The organism is Hymenobacter sp. GOD-10R (assembly GCF_035609205.1).
Lineage (GTDB): Bacteria > Bacteroidota > Bacteroidia > Cytophagales > Hymenobacteraceae > Hymenobacter.
Window position 1 is genome coordinate 33,500 of sequence record NZ_CP141184.1, and the last position, 21,829, is coordinate 55,328.

Sequence of the window (21,829 nt, forward strand, 5' to 3'; positions counted from 1 at the left end):
CGGGAGCTTCGTACTACATCCTTTTGTGCTTTGTGCTACAAGCTGGTAGCCGCCAACTCAATACTTAAAATTCAACACTCAACATTTCTCTAATGGCTTCTCCCGTCTTTTTACCAGCAACTAGCTACGACTACGCCACCGTACAGCGCGTGACGGGCGAAAAGGTAGTCACCGAATCGGATCTGGTAGCGGCCGAGGAGCCACTCGAAATTCGGCTTGGCTTCGGGCCAGCCGGTCAGCGCGAGCACCGGACTTTATCCGTGACCATGCGCACGCCCGGCCACGACTTCGAGCTAGCCGCCGGGTTTCTGCTCACCGAAGGCATCATTCAAAGTCGCCAAGAACTAACGGGCGTTATCTACTGCCCCGATGTGGAGAAGCCGGAGGAGCGCGAAAATGTGGTGCGCGCCGAGCTAGCTTCCTCCGTAGAGGTATCGATGCCACGGCTGGAGCGCCACTTCTACACCTCATCGAGTTGTGGCGTATGCGGCAAAACGAGCATCGACGCAGTGCAAGCCGCTTCGTGCCCGGTGCTACCCACCGACGGCCCCTTCGTAGCTGCCGAGCTGATTCATGAATTGCCGGCGCGGCAGCGGGCAGCGCAGGAGCTGTTTGAGCAAACCGGCGGTTTGCACGCGGCCGCGCTGTTTTCGCCTACCGGCGAGCTGCTGCTATTGCGCGAAGATGTGGGGCGCCATAATGCCTTAGATAAAGTGATTGGCGCTGCGCTCCTGCAAGAATGGCTGCCGCTCCACAACTGCATTTTGCTGGTGAGCGGGCGAGCTAGCTTTGAATTGGTGCAGAAAGCTGCCGTGGCGGGCATCCCGGTGCTAGCGGCGGTGGGCGCTCCAAGTAGCCTAGCCGTGCAAGCGGCCACTGGGTTCGGCATGACGTTGCTCGGCTTTGTGCGGCAGCAGCGCTATAATATTTATTCGGGTTCGTGGCGAATTCAGATGACCGCTTAACACCTTCGTCCGTAAAAGTAATAAGCCCTAGGCTTCCGCTTATCTCTTTCCCTGCATGAAGCTCCGCATTGAAGACAATACCCTGCGCCTACGTCTTTCCGAAGAAGAAGTGCAACAGTTCGGCGAAAAAGGCCGGGTTTCCGCTACGGTAAAGCTAGGTCCAAAGCCTAGCGACCAGCTGGTGTACACCCTCGAACACTCGCCTAACGCTGAGGCCACGGCCCTAAAAGTAGTGTACGCCGTAGGTGCCCTCGATGTGCAGGTGCCGCGCCAACTAGCCACCGAATGGGTCAGTACCGACCGTGTCGGCTTTTCTGACTCTATCCCTGTAACTCCTGATCAGCAACTGCGCGTGTTGGTCGAAAAGGATTTCGACTGCAAGCACTAGCGAGCAGCATTTCTCATCAACGTTTGCCCCTCCGTAATTCCAATAGCGACAATGGAAAAATCACCCGCTCAAGAACCCGATAAAAGCGGTAAAACGCACGAGCAGACGGTCACGAATAACGTGCCCGTGAGTGGGCAGCGACCTGATCAAGGCGCGGCGCCCACCAATGACCACTACGACAACGGCGGCAAAGGTGACGCTGACAAACGCATTATGGAAGCGCCGGATACCCTAGGTGCCAAGCACAAGTTTCCGGTGCTGGCCCAACCCCCCGAAGAATTTACGGGCCTGAAGCTAGGTAAGCCGTTCAAAACGGCTGCCGGTGTAGAAGCCGTGCTGAAATCCATGCAGTTCTCGTGGGGCGAAGCCGGCTTAGTACGCGGGACGCACGCACTGACGAAGCTCAACCAAAAGGACGGCTTCGACTGTAGCTCTTGCGCTTGGCCTGACCCTGATGACCACCGCTCAGTAGCGGAGTTCTGCGAAAACGGTGCGAAGGCTACGGCTTCCGATACCGACCACCGCACTATTGGTCCCGACTTTTTCGCCCAGCACAGCGTAGCTGATCTATCGCGCTTCACCGACCGCGACTTGAATAATGCCGGCCGCATCACCCACCCCATGGTGTTGCGCCCGGGCACCACCCACTATACGCCTATCTCCTGGCCCGAAGCGTTTCGCATCGTGGCCGACGAGCTGAATGCGTTACAGTCGCCTGACGAAGCGGCGTTTTATACTTCGGGCAAAGTGCCTAACGAGCCGGCGTACGCTTACCAGCTTTTCGTGCGCGAATTTGGGACCAACAACCTGCCCGACTGCTCTAACATGTGCCACGAATCAAGTGGCGCGGCCTTGACTAACACCACAGGCCTAGGTAAAGGATCGGTGACGCTCAATGACTTCTACGAAGCCGAGGTCATTATCATCATGGGGCAGAACCCCGGCACGAACCACCCCCGTATGCTCACGGCTTTGCAGAAAGCCAAGCGTAATGGAGCCAAGATCATTGCTGTGAACCCGCTGATGGAAGCGGGTCTGAACCACTTCAAGAACCCGCAAGACTTCATGAACCCGTTGCGTGCCATTGGTACGCTGGTGGGCGACGGCACCCAAATCACCGACTTGTGGCTGCAAGTGCGGGTGAACGGCGACATGGCTGTACTGCGCGGCATCATGAAATACTTGTTTGAAGCCGAAGAAAATAACCCCGGCCAGGTTATCGACTACGACTTTATCAAAGAGTACACTGCTCACTTTGACGAGTTCAAGGAGGAAATACTCAACACGAGCTGGGAAGATATTGAAGAGATGGGCGGTATCCCGCGTCAGCAATTGCTAGATGCTGCCAACATCATCGCCAATAAGAAGAAGATCATCACTTGCTGGGCCATGGGCCTGACGCAGCAGAAAAACGCTGTGTATAGCATCGGTGAAATCGTGAACCTGCACCTAATTAAGGGCGCAGTAGGCATCCCCGGCGCGGGCCTGTGCCCAGTACGTGGCCACTCCAATGTGCAAGGTGACCGGACGATGGGCATTTGGGAACGGCCTAGCCCCCAGTTTCTGGATGCGCTGGAAAACGAGTTCGACTTCTCACCGCCTCGTGAGCACGGGCTCGACTCAGTGGAATCGGCTAAGGCCATGCACGACGGCCGCATTAAGGTGTTTATGAGCTTTGGCGGTAACTTCCTGTCGGCCATGCCTGATACCGAGTTTATTGCCGAATGCATGCGCAAACAGCGCCTCACGGTGTTCATCGCGCCCAAGCTGAACCGCGGCCACCTCGTGACGGGCGAGACCTCGCTGCTGCTACCTTGCCTGGTACGCTCGGAGGTTGACAATCAGAAGACCGGCCAACAGTTCGTGACCTGCGAAAACTCGATGGGCGTGGTCAGCATGTCGAAAGGCATCCTGAAGCCGCTGGAGGGCGATATGCTCAGCGAGACGGCTATCGTGTGCGGCATCGCTCTCACCACGCTGGAAGGCCGGACAAAAACCGACTGGGTCGCTATGACGGAGAACTACGATGTCATTCGCAACCATATCGAGCGGACGATTCCGGGCTTTGAGAAATTTAACGAGAAAGTGCGTCACCCCGGCGGTTTCTATCTACCCAATGGCCCACGCGAACGGAAGTTTACGACCGATAATGCGAAGGCTAACTTCACCGTAACGGAGATGAAGAAGCACACGGTAGAGCCCGATCAGTTGGTGCTCTTCAGCCTGCGTAGCCACGACCAATTCAACACCACCGTGTACGACTACAACGACCGCTACCGCGGCGTGTACGGCGAGCGGCGCGTGATCTTCATGAACCCCCGCGACATGAAGGAGCGCGGCATTAAGGAGCGGCAACTGGTAAACATCACGAGTCACTTTGAAGGGCAAAAGCGGATGGCGGAACGCTTCGTCGCTATTCCCTACGACATGCCAAAAGGCAATTGCGGAGCTTACTATCCCGAGATGAACGTGCTAGTACCCGTTGCCAGCGTCGCCGACGTGAGCAACCAGCCCACCTCCAAGTGGGTGGTAGTGACGGTGGAGCCGGTAGCCGAGATTCTGCCCGAAGGCACTACCAAAACGGAACGCATTGCGGTACCGGCCTAGGTAGCTAGCTGATCTATAAAATAAAAGAGCCCTTTTGCACGAAGCAGAAGGGCTCTTTTATGTTAGTTATAATTTGTATATGCAGCGCTGTATTCAGGAGAAGGCAGCGCCGTAATGCTTCCAATTCCAGAACGGAATATACGTTTTGGCGAAGTCTGATTTCGTTATAACTCCTTTCCCTAGCAAGCGCAGCCCCATTATGGTAGGATGGTAGATAACGACATAAACGGCTAGGAAACAGGCAAACGCCATCGGGCTTACATACCCTAGCTTGCTTAGCTGAACGGCAGTAAACATAGGCGCCATCAGGAGCAGACAGAAGGTGAGAATGTTCATTATTGTGAAGCTGGTTAAGCAGTAATTAGTTGAGGTAAGCTGCCTGTTCGGGATATATGCGAAATATAGTAGGATTACCCGCTTAACCAATCTTGACTGGGTGACAAGCAAGCGTTTCAAGAACGAGCTATTTTTCTACTGCCGTACTATGCTGAACGTCTGCTGCTTGGAGCCTTGCTGCAGTTGCAATACGTACACCCCAGGGCGTAGTAGGCTAGCTTCATCCAACGTCAGGGTCGTGGTACCACGGGACAAGACAAGTGCGCGTTGGGCTACCACGCGACCTAGGGCATCGGTGAGGCGCAACGTGGCGGACCCGGCTTGCTCCACTTCCAGGCGTACGGTGAGCTGCTGAGTGAAGGGGTTTGGATAGGCTTGCAGCTGTTTGGAGGTAGTCGAGGCAGACCGCACGGGCAGTGGCGTAGCGCCGTTAGTGCTTTGGCCTAGCTGCTGGGCATCTACGTAGGTCCAGGGGCTGTAGCGCGGCAGGGCACCTACGCCGCCCGTACCATTGCTGCTAGGAGCATTCGGGGCTAGGAGCGAAGCCGTAGCGTACTCGAGGCGTGCCCGCACGCGGGTCGTTTTTCCCGCCTTCGTTACGAGGCTCTTGAGTTCAGTTACAGCACCAGTCGTCAGATCGGTCCAGGGGCCACGACCAGAGGCGGCAACTGAGTTGGTAATGGGCGTGCCGGAGAAAGGTGCTCCATTACCTACAGCTTCCCACACCACTCGCGCCCACACGCGCCCGAATGCGGAGCGAGCCACCAGTCCGATACCGAACTGGTTGGTGCTTACCGTCATCTGGCTTAATGGCGTGGTCAGGTCGGGGTTGTAGAGGCGGAGACGGCCTACTCTTCCGCCGCCTTCGTTGCCTAGGTACAAATAGGCGGTTCCTTGTGTTTGGGTACTAAGACCGCCATAAGCACCGATAAGTATATCGCTGTACCCATCTCCATTAATGTCACCAGCACCAGCGACACTGATGCCAAATCCATTGAAGATAGCTGCTGTCGGATCGTTCAGGCGGATGCCCGCAGTAGCATCTAAGCCAGTATTTCCGCCCAGGTACACATACGAGTAGCCAGGGTTGCTTTGGTTCAGCCCGGCGAAAGCCCCAACGATCACATCGCTATAGCCATCCCCGTTGATATCACCAGCACCAGCCACACTAGAGCCAAATAGGTCTTGGTTGGCTGCGGCCAGGTTGTTCAACGTTGCAGCCGGTATGGTACTCACGCTGCCGGCGCGCCCCAAATATAGGTAAGTGCTACCCCGGGAAGCGTTAACTCCTGGTGCTCCGATGAGCATATCACTGTACCCATCGCCGTTTACGTCACCAGCACCGGCTACGCTAATGCCAAAGTCATCGGTAGAACCCGTTGCCGGGTCCGTGAACGTCGTGCTAGGTGTTGAACTCAGGCCTGTTCCGCTACCTAAGAATAAGTAGGCGCTGCCTCGACGGCCATCAGTGTAGTTAGCGCCAATAAGTATGTCCGCGTATCCATCACCATTGACGTCGCCGGCACCCGCTACACTGGAGCCAAAGTTAACAGCTGCTGGTACGCTCAGGGTTAAGCTAGGGGTTGAATTCAGTCCTGTGCTACCGCCTACATATAAATAAGCTTTGCCATCGCCACTAGAGGAAGCAGCAATAAGTACATCCGCGTATCCATCGCCATTCACATCTCCGGCGCCAGCCACACTCAAGCCAAACCTAGTAGTACCTAAGGTAGGGCTAAGCAGCGTAGCACTGGGCGAGGTACGCAGGCCGCTGCTGCTACCTAGGTATAGGTAAGCACGTTCTTGCCCGTAAGCCCCAACAACCACATCGGCGTACCCATCGCCGTTCACGTCACCGGCCCCAGCCACACTGGCGCCAAAATAATGGAAATTAGCGGCGCCTGGATCACTTAGAATGGTGCTAGGCGTAGAGCTCACACCTGCACTGCTCCCTAGATATATATAAGCCCGCCCCTGCGCAAAGTTGGAGCCTAGTGCCCCGATGATTATGTCGGTGTACCCATCCCCGTTTACGTCACCGGCGCTGGCTACGCTACGGCCTAGCGCGTCGCTCTGGGTGGATAAGGGGTCAGTAAATTTAGTAGTTGGACTGGCCAAGACGGCGCCGGAGCCACCTAGGTAGAGGTAAACTTTGCCTTTACTATTGGTAGTTCCGTTGTCTATGTAGTAGTTACTTACGAGCACGTCGGCAAAGCCGTCGCCATTTATGTCGCCGGCGCCAACCACGCCAGAACCAAAGTTGTTGTTGGACCCTCCGAGTGGGTCATTTATGGTGAGGGCAGGCGTCGGACGCAGGCCGGTGTTGCTTCCCAAATACAGATGAGCGGCGTTGGCTCCCTGTACAAGCACATCGGCGTAGCCATCTCCGTTCACATCCCCAGCGCCTCCTGCATGAAAACCACCTATGGCCGGAGCAGTAAACTTAGTGCTGGGAGTGGAGCTTACACCTGTGCTGTTGCCTAAGTACAGGTAAATAGCAGGAGCAGGTTGGGGAGGGCTGATATATCCTGGCCCTATCGCGCTGATAAGTACGTCGGCGTAGCCGTCGCCGTTCACGTCGCCAGCGCCATCTACGTTGTAGCCAAACCCATGGCCGCCCAAGGCAGTTGCATCATTCAGGATGGCACCCGGCGTTGAATTGAGGCCCGTGGAGCTGCCTAGATACATAAGGACCTGCCCGCGGCCGCCATTGACGCCAACGCTGCCGACCAGGATATCAGCGTAGCCATCAGCATTCATGTCGCCGGCACTCGCCACGGTATAGCCAAAAAAAGCAGAAGGGCTTCCGGTGGGCTCGTTTAGCGTCAGGCTAGGAGTTGATCTTGTGCCGCTGCTGCTACCTAGGTACACATAGGTGCGACCAGTACTATTAGAGGTGCCAGAAGCACCGATTACAATATCAGAATAGCCATCCCCGTTCACGTCGCCGGCTCCCGCTACGCTGATACCGAAATAGTCGTTAGTAGCCGCCGCTGGGTCAGTGAAGGCGGTGTTGGGTGTTGAGCTTAGGCCGGTGCGGCTACCTAGGTACACGTAAGCTTTGCCTTGATAATTAGTAGCATAGTTGGCCCCGATGACCACATCTGCGTAGCCGTCGCTGTTCACATCACCGGCACCGGCTACGCTGTTGCCGAAGTTGGAAGAAGCGTCTCCGGTGGGGTCACTAAGCCTTGCCGCCGCCGTCGAGTTTAAGCCAGTGCTACTACCTAGGTATACATACGCCTTTCTAAAAGCACCAATAATAACATCGGCATACCCATCACCGTTTACGTCGCCGGCGCTGGCTATATGTTCCCCGAAGTAAAAGCCATCTGGTTCGCTTAGCGTCGTGCTAGGGGTGCTGGCCAGCGGGTCAATGGTAATCGGGTACCTAGCTTGGGCGTCATCGACTTCCAAGGCCAGCGCGTGCCCATTGGCCTGCAAAGCTAAGCACGCCGGTAGTGCGCGGCCGGCGGCATCCCAGGCTTTCAGGCCCGAGTAGCGCAACACAGATTCTTTGGCGTTGGTAAAGCTCAGCGCCTGGTTGCCCTCAGCTTGTACGCGGAGCTTGGTATCTAGGTCCAGCAGTACTTGCACCGAGCCCGTGGCGCCGGTAGGGCGCTGGGCTAGGTGGTAGTTTTGGCGCACGCCGGCCGGCGAGTTCAGGTAGTCGACGGAGAAGGCGTTGCCGTGTCGGTACGCTACGGTGGTGTCGGTACTGGTGCTTGCCACGCCTTCCTGTGGCTGGAAGGAAACCTTCCCGTTTCGGCCAATGCCGCGCAACGCAAAGCGTACCTGCCAAGCCGGCTTCGAAGCAGCCCGTAGCGGAGCCGGCTCCCCTGGCCGTGGTAGGGCAGAAGGCGACGGAGCCGCTGCTATGGTGTAAGTCGTGGCGCCGAGCTGGGCTGTGAGGTGCTGGGCTGCATTGTCGGCTATGCGGGCAGTGGGCGCTTGCGGCGCCGGAGCTAGGAAGTAGGAACGGTGGCGCACGTCGGCCAAGGCGCCCGCTATACCTGATGCCGATGTATCGGCTGGTACAGGCATGATGTGCGGCGTAAGTGGTCGACTATCAAAAGGTTGGGGAACTTGGCTCTTGCCTGTGGGAGGTGCCGCAACAGTAGCTAGCGGTACTGGCTCAGAACGGGCAGTGAGTAGCACAGCTCCTGCCAGCGTGAGCAGCCGAGTAGCTAGGGTAGTGGTTGGTATCATATAGCCAAGGTGTGGTAGACTTACAAGTGATTGATTTACGGCAATATAGAACCGAGGATCTTGTTCAAGTGAAAAATTATAATTAAATAACATAATTCACATAGCTGCACTTTCCTCTCGGTGGGACGCAAGAATAACTACATGTCGATACATGATTTAGGAAATAACTGTACCTTGAAGCCGTTGACAATCAACACCTCCCTCGGATCTACCAACCTTTCTAACCTCTTTTCCTCATGAAAGCTCTGCTACCCCTCCTCCTCGTTGGCGCATTGTTCGCCGCGCCAGCTTCGGCGCAGAAGATGGCCGCGAAAAAGACTTCGACTACTGCTGCTACGGCTACGGCATACAAGCTAGAGCCCCAGCTCAGCACCCTCGGCTGGGTGGGCAAAAAGGTGACGGGCCAACACAACGGCACCGTAGATTTCAAAGAAGGCGAAGTGCTGGTAAAGGGTAGCCAAGTAACCGGCGGCACGTTCGTCGTAGACATGACGACTCTGAAGGACGAGGACATTAAGGATGCAGGCGGTAACGGCAAGCTCGTAGGTCACCTCAAGTCTGATGATTTCTTCAGCGTGGAGAAGAACCCCACGGCCACCTTCAAAATCACGGGCCTCGCGCCCATCAAAGGTGCTGCCGCCGATGCCGATAACATGACCGTGACCGGCGACTTAACCATCAAGGGCATCACCAACAGCATCACCTTCCCAGCTAAAGTAGGCGTGAAGAATGGCCTAGCGGCTGCTAGCGGCACCGCCACCGTCGACCGCACCAAGTACGACATCAAGTTTCGCTCGCAGTCGTTCTTCGAAAACCTAGGTGATAAAGTGATTGACAACGACTTCACCATGACCTTCAACGTGATTGCCAAGCAACCCGCGGCCGTAGCTAGCAATAAGTAGCAAAGCTAGCTTCGCAGTACACAAAAGCCCCGGTCACGCAGGTGTGGCCGGGGCTTTTGTGTGCCTATTACAATAAACTCTATTTTGTGATAACTAATTAGTAGACAAAGGATTCACATGTTTATGCGATACCGTAGCGCAGTTGCGTGATGTACCTTTACTACATCAGCAGACGCCTGCACGACTATCTACTGATGCGGTACACACAGGCTGACAGTGGCAAGAGATGGGGTAGGCGCCGCCCAAGATTTGTCGCAATCAGGAGCTGCTATCTTCCACCCCTTTTATTCTTATTGCCATGCTTAAGAAGCTAGATTTTCATCCGGGCCGAAATGGGTTTCACTTCCGTAATGATTTCACCAACCAGGTTTTGGGCGTTATCAAAACCAAGGGATTATGCGGTGGTATGGCCTTAGCGGTGTTCAACTACGCCCGCCATCACCTGCCCATTCCTACCCACCAGGGCGGTGCTGGCTACTGGCCGGGCTACCTGGATCAAGGCCAATTGCTTGACCAGGGTGTACCTCCAAATAACAGCCGGCTTCGGACCTATATCTTCAACCTGCAAATGTCGTCGTTTGCCAGTGCTGGCCCGTTCATCACGGCTCCCTGGATCGGCCGCCGCGATAACTACAACTGGGCCCTAAACGACGAGTTTCCCAAAATTAAGCGGGCTATTGATCAAGGTAAGTTCATTCTGCTAGGGCTGCGCTCTGATCGGGATGGTGACCCTATCGGCCACCAGACGCTGTGCTACGGCTACGACGACAGCAATGGTCTGCATCGGTTGTTTATCTATGACTCCAACCATCCAGATGAAGAGATACTAGTGGATATCGACACCCCTGATCATCCGCTCAAGCACTGCCATGCGGACGGAACTTCGGCGGGTGAAACGTACCGCGGCTACTTCGTGCAGCTGGAGCTCGACCCCCTGCACCCCGATGCACTAACCGAAATCACCAAGCCTAGCTACCTGGATCTGGTCTTGCATCAAGGTATCACCCTCGCTCCGCCGACCGGCTCCGACGGTGTGCGCCGGGTAGGACAACCGCTAACGGTAGATTTTGCCGTTCGTAATGTGGGCGATTATCCGGCCCATGCGGCGCGTCTGGGGGTACGCATCACCGCACCTGATGGGCAAGTATCGGATACGTTGCTGAATTCTACCCAGCCCTTTACCGGGCTAGCCGCCGGTGCTATTCAGCCCATCCGTTGCACGGCACCGATGGTAGGGACCCAGCCGGGCATTTACAAGCTACAGCCCTTTTACGTGGTGGCCAACGCACCTTTTGTCGTTCTCTTCACCGACGCCAGGGGGATTGTGCCTGCCGCTGTCGATGTAGAATTGCGCGAACGGATAATCACGCCCGGTATACCGATCCCCAAGATTATAGCGCCCATCTTAACCTCAATACCAAAGGGGTAACCTAGGATACTTCGTAAAACTAAAGCGCCGGCCCCAACCACTATTTGTAGTTGCGGCCGGCGCTTTGGGTATTTACTTAGCTAGGCTTCTAGAAAGGATAGCCGATGGCGACGTTCAGTTTAACCGCCTTAAAGCCGGTATTTCCTTCGGAATAAGTGTCATTGCCAACAGTATAGGTAGCGGTATTATCGTAAGGATATACGAGCGGATAAGCAGCATCGAGACGAATCACGAAGAACTGCACGTCGATGCGGATACCGGCGCCGGCGCCTACGGCTAGCTCTTTCATGAAGCTGTTAAGCTGGAATTGACCGTTCTTGCCGTCGGGAACAGCTTGGCCACCTTCACCTACGGTGTACGTCACGCGGCTAGGATCCTTGTTCATCAGCCACACGTTGCCGGCATCCACGAACAGGGCACCTTTCACATAGGGAAACAAATCTTGACGGTATTCTACATTGGCTTCCAGGCGAATATCACCCACCTGGTCGTAGTAGCTGTTGTTGCTTTTGCGGTCAGCATCCGTTGAGCGGTAAGTGCCAGGGCCAATGCCGCGCGCATTGAAGGCGCGCACACTGTTGGGGCCGCCAATGCCGTACTGCCGCAGGTAAGGCATCACATTGGAGTTCAGGTAAGGTAAGCCAGCGCCGATGAGCAAGCGCGTGGCAATCTTATTGCCGCTAGATGCATTAGCCGAAGTGCGGTAGTAGTTTCGGAACTCCAGGTCAATTTTCGAATACTGTGAGTATTGCTGGCCAAACAAAGCGAAAGCACTACGACCGTCGGCAGTTGCTTCCTTGGTAGCACCCCCTATGTTTTGCAGCAAATAAGCCAAGTTACCCGACACTTCTAGGCCGCCGCTAAAGTAGATCTGATTACGTTGCTGCTCCAGTACCTGCTGGTTGTAGGTATAACGATAGCTGCTTCCCAGGATGAACTGCTGACGAAAGCTATTCTCAAGGAAAGGCCGTTCCGCCAAAATTCTGTCGAACCGAGGCTCCGTAGACAGGCGAGCATACTGTAAATCAATGGGTTGAAATTGCTGCTCGTTCGTAAGCTTGGTTTTCCAGCTGTAGCCATAGCCTAGGTTGTACACGGTTTGCTGGAAGAAATCGGTGCGCAACACGTATTTAAAGCCGGCATTGAAAAACGTGCGCGGCTGAAAGTCGGAGTTGACGAGGCGTATGTCGAAAGGCGGCGTGATGAGACGCGGCACCAGCAGCTGCCCGTCGATGCCGTACTGCGTAGATGTAACGCCCGATAAGGCGCCACGACCTGTCTCCAGCGAAGCGTTGGCGTTGATAAGTAACTGCTCGGCACCGCGCAGAGCCGAGCGGTTGCGGTACTGCAACACAAAGCTAGGTCCGGCGAAGATGCTCGACGTGTTCATCTGGAGCTCCGCCCGTAGTGACTTCTTCGGCACCTGGGTCATGCGCACGAAAGCGTTCAGACGTCCGTAGCCCGCCGAATCAGCGGCACCGCGAGCGGGCCGGTAGCGCACATCCACGAACTTGAAGGTGCCTAGGCTCATCAAACGGCTGAGCGTCTGGTCGGAGCGGCGGCGGCGGTAAAGGCTATCGGGGTAGAGGAAGACGGTGTTGATAATAGCTTTGGCCTTAAACACCGACTCGTCGGGAAAATAGCGGTAGCCCCGGTATAGGATCGGCTGGCGGCCCCTAGAAGCAGTATCCGCCAGCGAGTAGTCGGTATTGAGCGTTACCCGGTTCAGGATATAAGGCTTGGTGGCCTGGGCGGGCGTGTTGTCCTTGATCTTCAGGTACACGTTCGCCTGGTTGTCCAGGGTGCTATCCACCTGAAACAGGATCATGTCGGGCGAGAAGTAATAGTAGCCCTGATTTTTCAGGACCCCATCGATGCGTACCCGTTCATTGACGAACGTTTGCAGCGTATATGGGTCCCCAACTTTCAGCAACGAGCCCGTTTCGGTGCCTTTGATGGCGCGGTTAACGAGCGAAGTAGGCTCTGGAAAGTGAATCTCCTTGATAACGTACGGCTTATTGATGGTGGCCGTGTAGTCGACTGAGGCCGTCTTGTCCTTCACCTGCACCTTACTGCTGACGGTCGGGTGGAAGTAGCCGTTGTTGTTCAGGCGGTTCACCATCAAGCCTTTCACGTTGTTCGTGTCGACTTTGCTCAGCAGCACGGGTTCCTCGCCGTACTTGTTGGCAAGCCAGTGACCTAGGCCCTTGGTTTTGCCCACGCCCATGTGCCAGAAGTAGAGCTTCGGCCGCATACCTAGGAGCGAGCTGTTGGGCTTGGGCGCAATAACCGCTTCGAGCGTGGTGGTCAGATCCGACTCATTCTTGATCGGGAATTGCGACTTGACCTTGACGGTGCTGCCCGTGTAAAGCTTGGCGTCGTCGGGGATGAACTTGGTGCCGCTGCAGCCCGCCAAGACCAAGCTAGCTAGCCCTAAGCCTAGCCACTGCTTACCCGAACGCTTAGAGGTAGTATGGTTCTTTGTATTGAGCATCAAATGATTGCACGCCCATTGCGAACTGGTTCCGAGGAAAAAGCGCAGGTGTTGAATGGGCCGCATAGGGGAGTCCGGTTTACTATCACTCATGTATGATCATTTGCAAATAAGCGCCAAGCGGGGCCGCAACGAAGAATGCGGCCCCGCCTAGGTGGTACCTCTACCGACCCGCGCCGGTCGTCTGCGATACGGTGCGCGTCCGGGTCGAGTCGCGGCGTGGGTCATTGGCGACCGTTTTGGCCGAGTCCTGTGCCGCCTTTTTCTCTTGTTTTTCTTGTTGGCGACCTTGCTTGCGTTCTTCCTTCAGGTTCTTATCAACGCCCTTGAACAAGTCAGCTAGGTTCTGGTAGTCACGCTGGAAAATCAGCGAGGCGCCGTTGCGTACATATTGCCCGTCGATGTCGCCATACGCGTTGTTGCGGTAAGCCCGCAGACGTAGGCGGCCGTTGGCCAGAATGTCGTATTCCACGCTCACGTCGCCCGCAAAGCTGCTTACGCTCTGTTGACCGTTGGAGGCTTGGTTGCCGCCGGCCAAGGGCACGTCGGTGCCGAGGCGGACGGTCACGCGGTCATTGAACAGCTGCCGGCGCACGGCCACGTTCAAGTCGGTGCGGGTTTTCTCAGCTCCCGAGGAGAAGTCGGCCTGCGAGTTCACCCCTAGCTCTACCCCTAGGTTGGAGAGGTAGCTGCCGGTCAGGTTGTTGAGCTGCTGCGTGAGCACCTGACTGGCGCTGCCACGAAGCTGCTCATTCACAAGGCTACCACTGCTCGATTGGAAAGGATTTTCAGCCAGGAAGCGGTTCAGCACCAGTAGCGAGAATACCTGCTTGTTCAAGGCATCGGCCTGGCTAGGTTCGCGTAGCTGGGCTAGGCGGGCTTCGATTTGGTCGCGGGCGGTAGCGACGCGGGTATCCTCTGGCAGCTTGATATCGAAGCTGATGAGCGGCTTGAGCAAATCGCCATCCACGTTCAGGAATACCCGGAAAGGAACTGCGTTGCGCAGTGTCGGGTCGGAGTTGGTAGCGCCTTGGCCGGCCAAGAGCTCGGCGGGCGCCGCCTTCACGTTGTAAATAGCCGATACATCAACCAAGGCATTGTAAGGGTCGCCACTCCAGGTAAGAGAGCTGCCTTTAGCAATGTCGAAATCACGCTCCGTTAGGTTGTAGAGCGACATGTGGTAGCGGCCTCTGTCCACTTCCAAGCGGCCACTGAGCGTGATGCTGCCGGCTTGGTCGATGCTGGTGCTCAGCGTACCATTAGCGCGTACCTGCAAGTTGTCGCCAGAAATAGGGTCAACGAGAATCGTGAAGGGCGTGGCGTCGGTGACGGTAATGGTAGCCGATACGTTGTAGCCACTAGCTGTTTGGGCTGAATTTATCTTCGCTTGGCGCTGAAGCATGGTATCAATCGGCGCGCTTAAGTCCACAAACTCCACAATCCCGTCGCTCTCCACTTTACCCGCTTCGTCGTTGGGCACCACCACCGTAAGGTTCGAAGGCTCTACGATGGTAGCCGTAGTGCGTATCACCGGCAAGTTGATGGTACCCGAGATGCGCGTATCCGAGTCGACTACAAGCTTGCCGTAGTAAAGCTCATTTTCACGGGCCGAGCTTTGCACAGCAATAAAGTCTTTCGTGACGGCCCGCAACTGCAAGCGGTAGGTGTTGATGTCGGTGTAATTATTCGTGAGAATGTAGCCATCTACCACCGCCTTGTTGCGCAGCGAGTCCAGAATGGTGAAACTGTTGAAAGCGATGCCCCGGTCATCCAGCACAAGGCTTTCGTTGGGCAGGGTGAAGGGCGAGCCAAGCTGGGTGAGTGTGAAGCCGGCGTCGTTGGTGTTCACCGTACCCCGAATTTGGGGCGCGCTTACGGTACCCGTCACGGCTAGGTCGCCGCTGAGGTAGCCACTCATTTCCTGCAACTGCCCTGCCGAGAACGGCTCGATGATGTCGATGTTGAACCGAGCCATGTTCACAGCCATATCGAGGGCGCCATTAGCTAAGTAGGAGCCGGTCACGCGCACGTCGCTGTTGCCGGGGCCGCCCGTCAGGCGGGCATCCACTAGGTAACGGTCGGCGCTCGGGTTAGTGGCTTTCAGCGTCAGGTCGCCGATGGCCGTTTTGTTGTAAGCAAAGCTGTTCAGAGCTACGTCGGCGGTGAAGGCCATGCGGGGCTGCCCAATTGCTCGTACCACGGCTTGCCCGTTCAGAGTGCCGTTGTAAAGTGAGTCGGGTTGACCTGCGGCCTTGGCAAGCGTATTTAGGTCGAGGTTACCGAGCCTAGCTTGCAGCGGATACTCCGCGCCGGCCAAGGTTTGCAACTCAATGAACTGGTTGCCCTGGCTTAAGCGAACATTGTCAGCCCGAATAGCACCGCTCGATAAAGTATAAGCTATTTGGTTATCAGGGCCAACCGTCCAGCGCTGGTTGCTGAGCACCAATTTGGGGTCGAAGCTGAAGGCGTACGTATTAGCGTTGTTTAGCACCTGCAAGATGCCGGCTACATCAAGCATAGTTGTGCTGTCGCCTTCCGCAATGCGCAGGTGCGTGCCCACTTTGTTATCGGCGATGCTGCCAGTGAGGGTAGGATTGGGCAAGCGCAAGCTCGTGTCTTGCGAGGCCTGCCGCAGCCGCAACGAGTAGTCCAGCTTCTCCGCATCCGACGATACGTTGAGGCGCAGCGAATCGAGCCGGTAGCCCGTGTACACGATAACCGGAATGCGTGATTTTACCGTCAGGTTAGCGGCGCGGCTGTCGAAGCTACCCGTCAGGTCGAAGGGCGAAATTTGCTTGAGCCCTGGTACGAGCCTTCTTACAAATTGCGAGTCGAGCAAGGCGACACTAAAGTCGAAGTTGCGTGCAGGACCACCCGGCCGATAGCGTACGCCGGGCAGGTCGAAGTAACGGTCGATGTGCTCTTGGAGTACCGTGGCTACGTCGCCAAGAGCAGTGTTGCCAGCTAGGTTTGCCTTGAATACGTTGGAGTCAAAAACCAATTCTGTGCGGCCGGGCTTCTGCACCAAGCTGCCGTTCAGAGTTTCTAGGGCAATAGGCTGGTTGTCGCGCACAATCACCACGTTGCGCCCGCTGAAGGTGCCGTTAATGGAGTTGGCATCGGCGCCGCTGAGGTCAGCTGTGAGCTCACCCTGCACGCGCAAGTCGCCGCCCGTGTAGAAACCTAGCTTCGTGAGGTTCGCGCCTTTCAGGTTCACGTTGAACGCATACGAAGGCACATTGGCGTTGCGCAGGTTCACGGTTCCGTTCAGGTTGAATGCTAGGTTCGGGTCACGTTGGCTCTTGGCATCTATCACGTAGCGGTTGCGGTCGATGTTCACCGTCGCTGCAATGCCGCGGTACGTGTAGTTCTGGTAACGTGCGCTTTGCACCGTGGCTACTAGTTTGCCCTGCATCGTGGCCGGGTCGAGGCCACGACCGTTGAAGGTGCCGCTGGTCGTTACTTTGCCAATGGTAGGGTCCCGCAGCACTTTGCCCACGTCGAATCCTTGCACGTTGAAACGCGCGGCAATTGGCTCTCGTCCTTGCGGGCCTGAGCCCATGTTTACCACGGCTGTTGCGTTACCATAGGCTGTATTGACCTTCAAGTCGGTATCGAACACCAGCGCTGTTGGGCGCCCTTTGAAAGTGCCCGAAGCCGCAATGCGTGGTGGCAGCGAATAGCCCGCTGGGATGGTGCCTTTGGGAACGAGGCTGCGAATGTCGGCGTCGGAGGTGGTAAACTGCCGGATGCTAATGTTGGTGTATAAGCGCCGGTCCGTTTCGGGCAATCCCTGGATGCGGCCACTAGCTTTGAGCGTGGTATTACGGAAGCCTACAAAGTCTAAGTTCTTGATCTGAAGGTCGCCCACGCGCCCGCTCACCAAGCCGCTGAGCAGCACCGATTGGTTGGGGCCCGTAGTGAATGGCGGCGTGCTAGCTAGGTCAGGAGCTAGGTACAGAATGTCGCGGAAGCCGAGGCGCGTTTCGCGGAAGTCACCTTCTAGGCCTAGATTCGGAATGTCATCAGCAATGCCGCTCAGTGACTTGTAGCGCATGGCCAAGGTGCGGCGGATGCGTGTATGGGGCGTGATGAGGTCGAGGTTATCAAGGCGAGTTTCGACGGAGTCGAACACCACATCGGCCTCAGTATGTTCAATTTGGAAGCCACTCTGCTCCTTACCGGCTAGCTCGTTAATGCGGCCCGTGGTGCGGTTCTCCGAGTAAAATAGGTTGTCGGTAGCCAGTTTAAGATCCGTGAACTTCAAGTGGTTGTAGTCCATGGCGGGCACGCGGGTGCGCTGCTTGGGCTCGTCGAAGTTGTCGAAGGCCACAGCTAGGTTGCTCACGTCCGATTTCTTCAGCGTCACTACCCAATTGGCCTCCTGGCCCGTAGCGGTTTCCACCGATTCGTTCAGGTCGCGCACCGCTTCGGCGGGGTTTACTAAGCGCTTCTCGGTGGGTACGTTCTCGTTTTGAGCGTAAGCAAAGCTGCTGTTGCGCAACGTGAGCGTGTTCAGGTCAACGCGCGAGTTGATGAGGTCGATGTTATTAGCCGTAATCTCTGCTGCTCCAATCCGGGTATCAATGTACTGCGCCGATGGGCTATTACGGTAGGTCAAGCTCACCGTATCGAGGTTAGCTTTTTTCAGACCTAGGGTCAGGGTAAGAGGCTCACTGGCAGCCGTATCCGGCGGGGCGGTTTTGCTCTGGGTGATGTTGATGCCCGTACGGCTGAGCTTCGCTTCATCGATCTTATAAATAGACTTATCGACATCCACTTCGTCCATCGCCACGGCCAATTCGCCTACGCGGCCCCGTACGTTCATCCCTTCCACCTGATCATCGTAGGTCAGGTAGATGTTGGTCAGGCGGGCATCGCCAATGTTGTATTTAAAGCCACTACTAGTCGTGTCGGCTGGTGTCGTAGTCGTGGTATCGCCGGTGGCAAAGGCCGCCACGATGAAGTCGTAGTTGGAAACACTATCGGGCTCGGTGCGCTTGATGTGCACGGTGCCATCATTGAGCTCCACTGAGCTCACATTAATCTGTGACTTCGTCAGAGCCCACAGGTCGATATCAACGCCTAGGTGCCCAACCGACAGCAAGGTATCCTTCTGCTGGTCTTCCAGATAAACGTTGTCGAGCGAAATAGCATGGCGGAAGTCTGTACGGAATTTACCGATGCGGACCTCTGTGCCGAGCTTCTTGTGGAGGTAGCTCTCGGCTTGCCGGGCCGCAAAATCTTGGGTAGCCGGAAACTGCAATGCTACCACTACTATGACGACAAGTAGCAGCACGAAGGCGAGCAGCCCCAATACAATGTAGAGGCCGCGACGGGCGTAAGTGGATGCAGTACTAATGGCTCAGATGGGCTAGGGTTCAGCATGAGCCAACGAAAAATAGCCCGTATAAGTTATGGTTCTGCTGTAGTTCCTTTTCCCTCAATCGTTTGCAACTGCTCATTTGCTGAACTAGGCGTCTATTTATTAGTGACTGGTTGCATTATTTTTCCCACAGACTAGTGTTTGGGAGGAGTTATTCGACTAAAGAAGTAGAGAACAAACCGCTTGTCCGGCTACCAACGTAAGCGCCCGAAGGCCGTTATAGCGCCAAGCATTGCTCTTCACCCCCTTGAACTCTGCTAACTTGTCGTCCCACTCCGTTTTATCTTGCGCATGATTCTTCGCTTTTCTCTTCCCTTCCGCACCGCTTGGGGTCAGCGGCTACTCGTGTGCGGCTCCGAGCCTAGCCTAGGCCAGTGGGCTGCCGAGCAAGCCCTAGCCCTCCACTACGACGAAGCCTCCGGCCGTTGGCATCACGAAATCACCCTGCCCGACGCCTCGGCGGGTACCATCAGCTACAAATACATTCTGGTGGACTCTGAAACGCTGCATTGGGAGTGGGGCCCCAACCGCACCCTCGATTACGACGGTAGCCAGTACAAAGTCATTGAGCTGAAGGAGTATTGGCGCCCACCGGCGGAGCCCGAAAACGAGTTGGTGACTGCTGCTTTCACTCAGGCCCTCATGCGCCGCCCGAGTGCGGAAGTGAGTATGGCAAGCTCCCCCGCTGCCGGTAATAAGCCCGCTGTGCGCTTCCAGTTGCTCGCCCCGCGCGTCGACACGAACTACCAAGTATGTGTGCTCGGCTCCGACCCTGCCCTAGGTGCCTGGGATGCTAGCAAAGCGTTGGTGCTCAGCGACGCCGCTTACCCGACATGGGCTGCCGATGTGGCGTTGGCTCACCCCGACCAAACTACGAAGTACAAGTACGGCATCTGGGACCCGCAAGCGCAGCAGATAGTGGAACTGGAAGGAGGCGACGACCGCCTGATTCAGCCACAGAGCGAAGAAAAAACGCTACAGGTGCTAGCCGACGAGCGGTTCCGCTACACGACCGGCAACTGGCGCGGCGCAGGTGTGGCGTTGCCGGTATTTTCCCTGCGGAGTCAGCAGGGCCTAGGAGTAGGGGAGTTTCCTGACCTAAAACTGTTAGTTGATTGGGCCGTGGCTACGGGCCTGAAGATGGTGCAGGTGCTGCCCATCAACGACACCACCGCCACGCACACCTGGGTCGATTCGTATCCGTATGCTGCTATTTCGGTGTTTGCACTGCACCCGCAATACCTCAACCTGGAGGCAGTGGCGACATTAGCTAATCCCGCCGACCAACAGGAACTGGCACAATCACGGACCGAACTTAATGGCCGCGACTTCGTGGACTATGAGCCGGTAATGAATACTAAGTGGAAGTTCATCAAGTCTTTGTATCAGCAGGAAAAAGCTAGCTTTCTAGCCGATCCAGCGTTTCAGGCGTTCCGCGAAGAGCAGAAATCGTGGCTGGTACCCTATGCAGCCTTCTCTGCCCTGCGTGACCGATTCGGCACGGCCGACTTTAATCAGTGGCCTGACGAGTACCGCACGCCCACGCTAGCTGCCGAGCTTACCCGCGAAGATCAGCCTGATTTCGACGAGTTTGGCTTGCACTTCTTCACGCAGTTTCACCTCGATAAGCAGCTGCGCGAGGCCGTTGATTATGCCCGTAGTAAAGGTGTAGTGGTGAAGGGCGACTTGCCCATCGGTATTTACCGCCACTCCGTGGATGCCTGGACCCAGCCCGAGCTCTACCACATGGACCGTCAGGCCGGTGCCCCGCCGGATGATTTCTCCCTCACCGGCCAAAACTGGCGCTTTCCAACCTACAACTGGGAGCGGATGGCGGAAGATGGCTACGCGTGGTGGAAGCAGCGCATGGGGCACCTAGCCCGCTACTTCGATGCCTTGCGTATCGATCATATCCTAGGCTTCTTCCGCATCTGGGAGATTCCCGGCCACTCCGTCGAAGGATTGCTAGGCCACTTCGCACCCGCTTTGCCCTTGCACCGCCACGAGATAGAGCAGCGCATCGGCTGGTTCGACTATGGCCGTCTATGCGAGCCTTACATCCGTTGGCACATGCTCACCGACTTGTTCCGCGAACAAGCTCAGGCCGTGTACGAAGAGTTCTTGGACGCTGTCGACCACGGTATCTTCCGCCTGAAAGAGCACGTGCGTACGCAGCGCCAGATGGAGGAAGTATTTGAGCAAAAGATCAAGGAGGACCCTAGCAATGCCGATCACTACCGCTGGCTGCGCACCAACCTCTACAAGCTTCCGAACGAGGTGCTGTTTGTGCCCGCTGATGAGCCCGACTTCTATCATCCGCGCATCACGTTGCACTTGAGTGTATCGTTCCACGAGCTGGATGGCCACACGCAGCATCGCCTTAAGGAGCTGTACGATGACTTCTTCTTCCGTCGCCACGATGAGTTTTGGCGGCAGCAAGGCTTGGTGAAGCTGCCCCCGGTGCGCTATGCTACCAATATGCTCATCTGCGGCGAAGACCTAGGTATGGTGCCTGCCTCGGTGCCGGGCGTCATGCGCGAGCTAGGCATGCTAGGCCTGAACATCCAGCGCATGCCCTCCGACCCCAACGTAGAGTTTGGCAACCCTGCTGCTGCACCGTATTTGTCTGTGGTCAGCCCTGGCAGCCACGATATGAGCACACTACGCGGCTGGTGGGAAGAAGACCGAGCCCTTACGCAGCGCTTCTTCGAGCATCAGCTAGGTCATTGGGGCCAGCAGGCTCCTTACTATTGTGAGCCATGGGTAATCCGCGAGATCATCGAGCAGCACTTGGCGTCGCCAGCTATGTGGGCCATCTTCCCCTTGCAAGATTTGCTGGCGCTAGACACGCAGCTACGCCACGAAAACCCTCAAGCGGAACAGATCAACGTGCCGGCTAATCCCCAGCATTTTTGGAAATACCGCCTGCATCTAAACTTAGAAGAACTTCTGGATAAAACAGGATTTAACCAAGCTGTTCGATTATTGGTCAATGATAATGCAAGGTCTCGTTAAGGCGTAGAAAGTACCAAATACCAGTAAATTATATTAAAAATACTTAATGCACAATATGCAGAATTTCTGCATGTTGTGCATTATTTTTTTGTGACTGA

The 21,829-nt window shown here is 56.0% G+C and carries 10 protein-coding genes; 6 read left to right on the top strand and 4 right to left on the bottom strand.

Translation table 11 applies throughout. The features are described 5' to 3' along the window. Nucleotides 1-92: 92 nt before the first annotated feature. From fdhD to SD425_RS00180, 3 genes are read left to right on the top strand one after another with little or no spacing between them, the layout of a single operon-like run. Nucleotides 93-965 carry a formate dehydrogenase accessory sulfurtransferase FdhD gene (fdhD, locus tag SD425_RS00170; RefSeq protein ID WP_324674148.1) on the top strand — a complete coding sequence of 291 codons (873 nt, stop codon included), beginning with the start codon at nucleotides 93-95 and terminating at the stop codon, nucleotides 963-965. Nucleotides 966-1,020: 55 nt separating this feature from the next. Continuing rightward, nucleotides 1,021-1,353: a DUF7009 family protein gene (locus SD425_RS00175; protein ID WP_324674150.1), complete on the top strand. Its 333-nt coding sequence runs from the start codon at nucleotides 1,021-1,023 to the stop codon at nucleotides 1,351-1,353. Nucleotides 1,354-1,404: 51 nt separating this feature from the next. Then, nucleotides 1,405-3,960: an FdhF/YdeP family oxidoreductase gene (locus tag SD425_RS00180; RefSeq protein WP_324674152.1), complete on the top strand. Its 2,556-nt coding sequence runs from the start codon at nucleotides 1,405-1,407 to the stop codon at nucleotides 3,958-3,960. A 93-nt stretch (nucleotides 3,961-4,053) separates the two neighbouring features. Here SD425_RS00180 and SD425_RS00185 read toward each other — a convergent pair whose 3' ends face one another. Both SD425_RS00185 and SD425_RS00190 read right to left on the bottom strand, forming a co-directional pair. Next, on the bottom strand, nucleotides 4,054-4,296 hold the full coding sequence (locus tag SD425_RS00185) for a hypothetical protein (protein ID WP_324674154.1): 243 nt from the start codon (nucleotides 4,294-4,296) through the stop codon (nucleotides 4,054-4,056). Nucleotides 4,297-4,431: 135 nt separating this feature from the next. Continuing rightward, nucleotides 4,432-8,505 carry an FG-GAP-like repeat-containing protein gene (locus SD425_RS00190; protein WP_324674156.1) on the bottom strand — a complete coding sequence of 1,358 codons (4,074 nt, stop codon included), beginning with the start codon at nucleotides 8,503-8,505 and terminating at the stop codon, nucleotides 4,432-4,434. Between the two features lie 236 nt (nucleotides 8,506-8,741). On the opposite strand from SD425_RS00190, the gene SD425_RS00195 reads away from it, so the two are divergent. Both SD425_RS00195 and SD425_RS00200 read left to right on the top strand, forming a co-directional pair. After that, nucleotides 8,742-9,407 (top strand): YceI family protein, encoded by a 666-nt coding sequence (locus SD425_RS00195; RefSeq protein WP_324674157.1) that lies wholly within the window; start codon nucleotides 8,742-8,744, stop codon nucleotides 9,405-9,407. A gap of 298 nt (nucleotides 9,408-9,705) precedes the next feature. Further along, nucleotides 9,706-10,836, top strand: coding sequence for a hypothetical protein (locus tag SD425_RS00200; protein ID WP_324674159.1), 1,131 nt, complete (start codon nucleotides 9,706-9,708; stop codon nucleotides 10,834-10,836). An 88-nt stretch (nucleotides 10,837-10,924) separates the two neighbouring features. On the opposite strand, the gene SD425_RS00205 is transcribed toward SD425_RS00200, so the two are convergent. Together SD425_RS00205 and SD425_RS00210 are read right to left on the bottom strand one after the other, a co-directional pair. Next, nucleotides 10,925-13,396 carry a BamA/TamA family outer membrane protein gene (locus SD425_RS00205; RefSeq protein WP_324674161.1) on the bottom strand — a complete coding sequence of 824 codons (2,472 nt, stop codon included), beginning with the start codon at nucleotides 13,394-13,396 and terminating at the stop codon, nucleotides 10,925-10,927. A gap of 97 nt (nucleotides 13,397-13,493) precedes the next feature. Next, nucleotides 13,494-18,629, bottom strand: a complete 5,136-nt coding sequence (locus tag SD425_RS00210) for a translocation/assembly module TamB domain-containing protein (protein ID WP_324674163.1) — start codon at nucleotides 18,627-18,629, stop codon at nucleotides 13,494-13,496. A 378-nt stretch (nucleotides 18,630-19,007) separates the two neighbouring features. Here SD425_RS00210 and SD425_RS00215 point away from each other — a divergent pair, with 378 nt between their 5' ends. Next, nucleotides 19,008-21,731, top strand: a complete 2,724-nt coding sequence (locus tag SD425_RS00215; RefSeq protein ID WP_324674166.1) for a 4-alpha-glucanotransferase — start codon at nucleotides 19,008-19,010, stop codon at nucleotides 21,729-21,731. The last annotated feature ends 98 nt before the right edge of the window (nucleotides 21,732-21,829 follow it).

Excerpts from the sequence above, each read along its gene's own strand:
- fdhD (WP_324674148.1), top strand. The coding sequence starts at position 93 with ATGGCTTCTCCCGTCTTTTTACCAGCAACTAGCTACGACTACGCCACC.
- SD425_RS00175 (WP_324674150.1), top strand. The coding sequence starts at position 1,021 with ATGAAGCTCCGCATTGAAGACAATACCCTGCGCCTACGTCTTTCCGAA.
- SD425_RS00180 (WP_324674152.1), top strand. The coding sequence starts at position 1,405 with ATGGAAAAATCACCCGCTCAAGAACCCGATAAAAGCGGTAAAACGCAC.
- SD425_RS00185 (WP_324674154.1), bottom strand. The coding sequence starts at position 4,296 with ATGAACATTCTCACCTTCTGTCTGCTCCTGATGGCGCCTATGTTTACT.
- SD425_RS00190 (WP_324674156.1), bottom strand. The coding sequence starts at position 8,505 with ATGATACCAACCACTACCCTAGCTACTCGGCTGCTCACGCTGGCAGGA.
- SD425_RS00195 (WP_324674157.1), top strand. The coding sequence starts at position 8,742 with ATGAAAGCTCTGCTACCCCTCCTCCTCGTTGGCGCATTGTTCGCCGCG.
- SD425_RS00200 (WP_324674159.1), top strand. The coding sequence starts at position 9,706 with ATGCTTAAGAAGCTAGATTTTCATCCGGGCCGAAATGGGTTTCACTTC.
- SD425_RS00205 (WP_324674161.1), bottom strand. The coding sequence starts at position 13,396 with ATGCGGCCCATTCAACACCTGCGCTTTTTCCTCGGAACCAGTTCGCAA.
- SD425_RS00215 (WP_324674166.1), top strand. The coding sequence starts at position 19,008 with ATGATTCTTCGCTTTTCTCTTCCCTTCCGCACCGCTTGGGGTCAGCGG.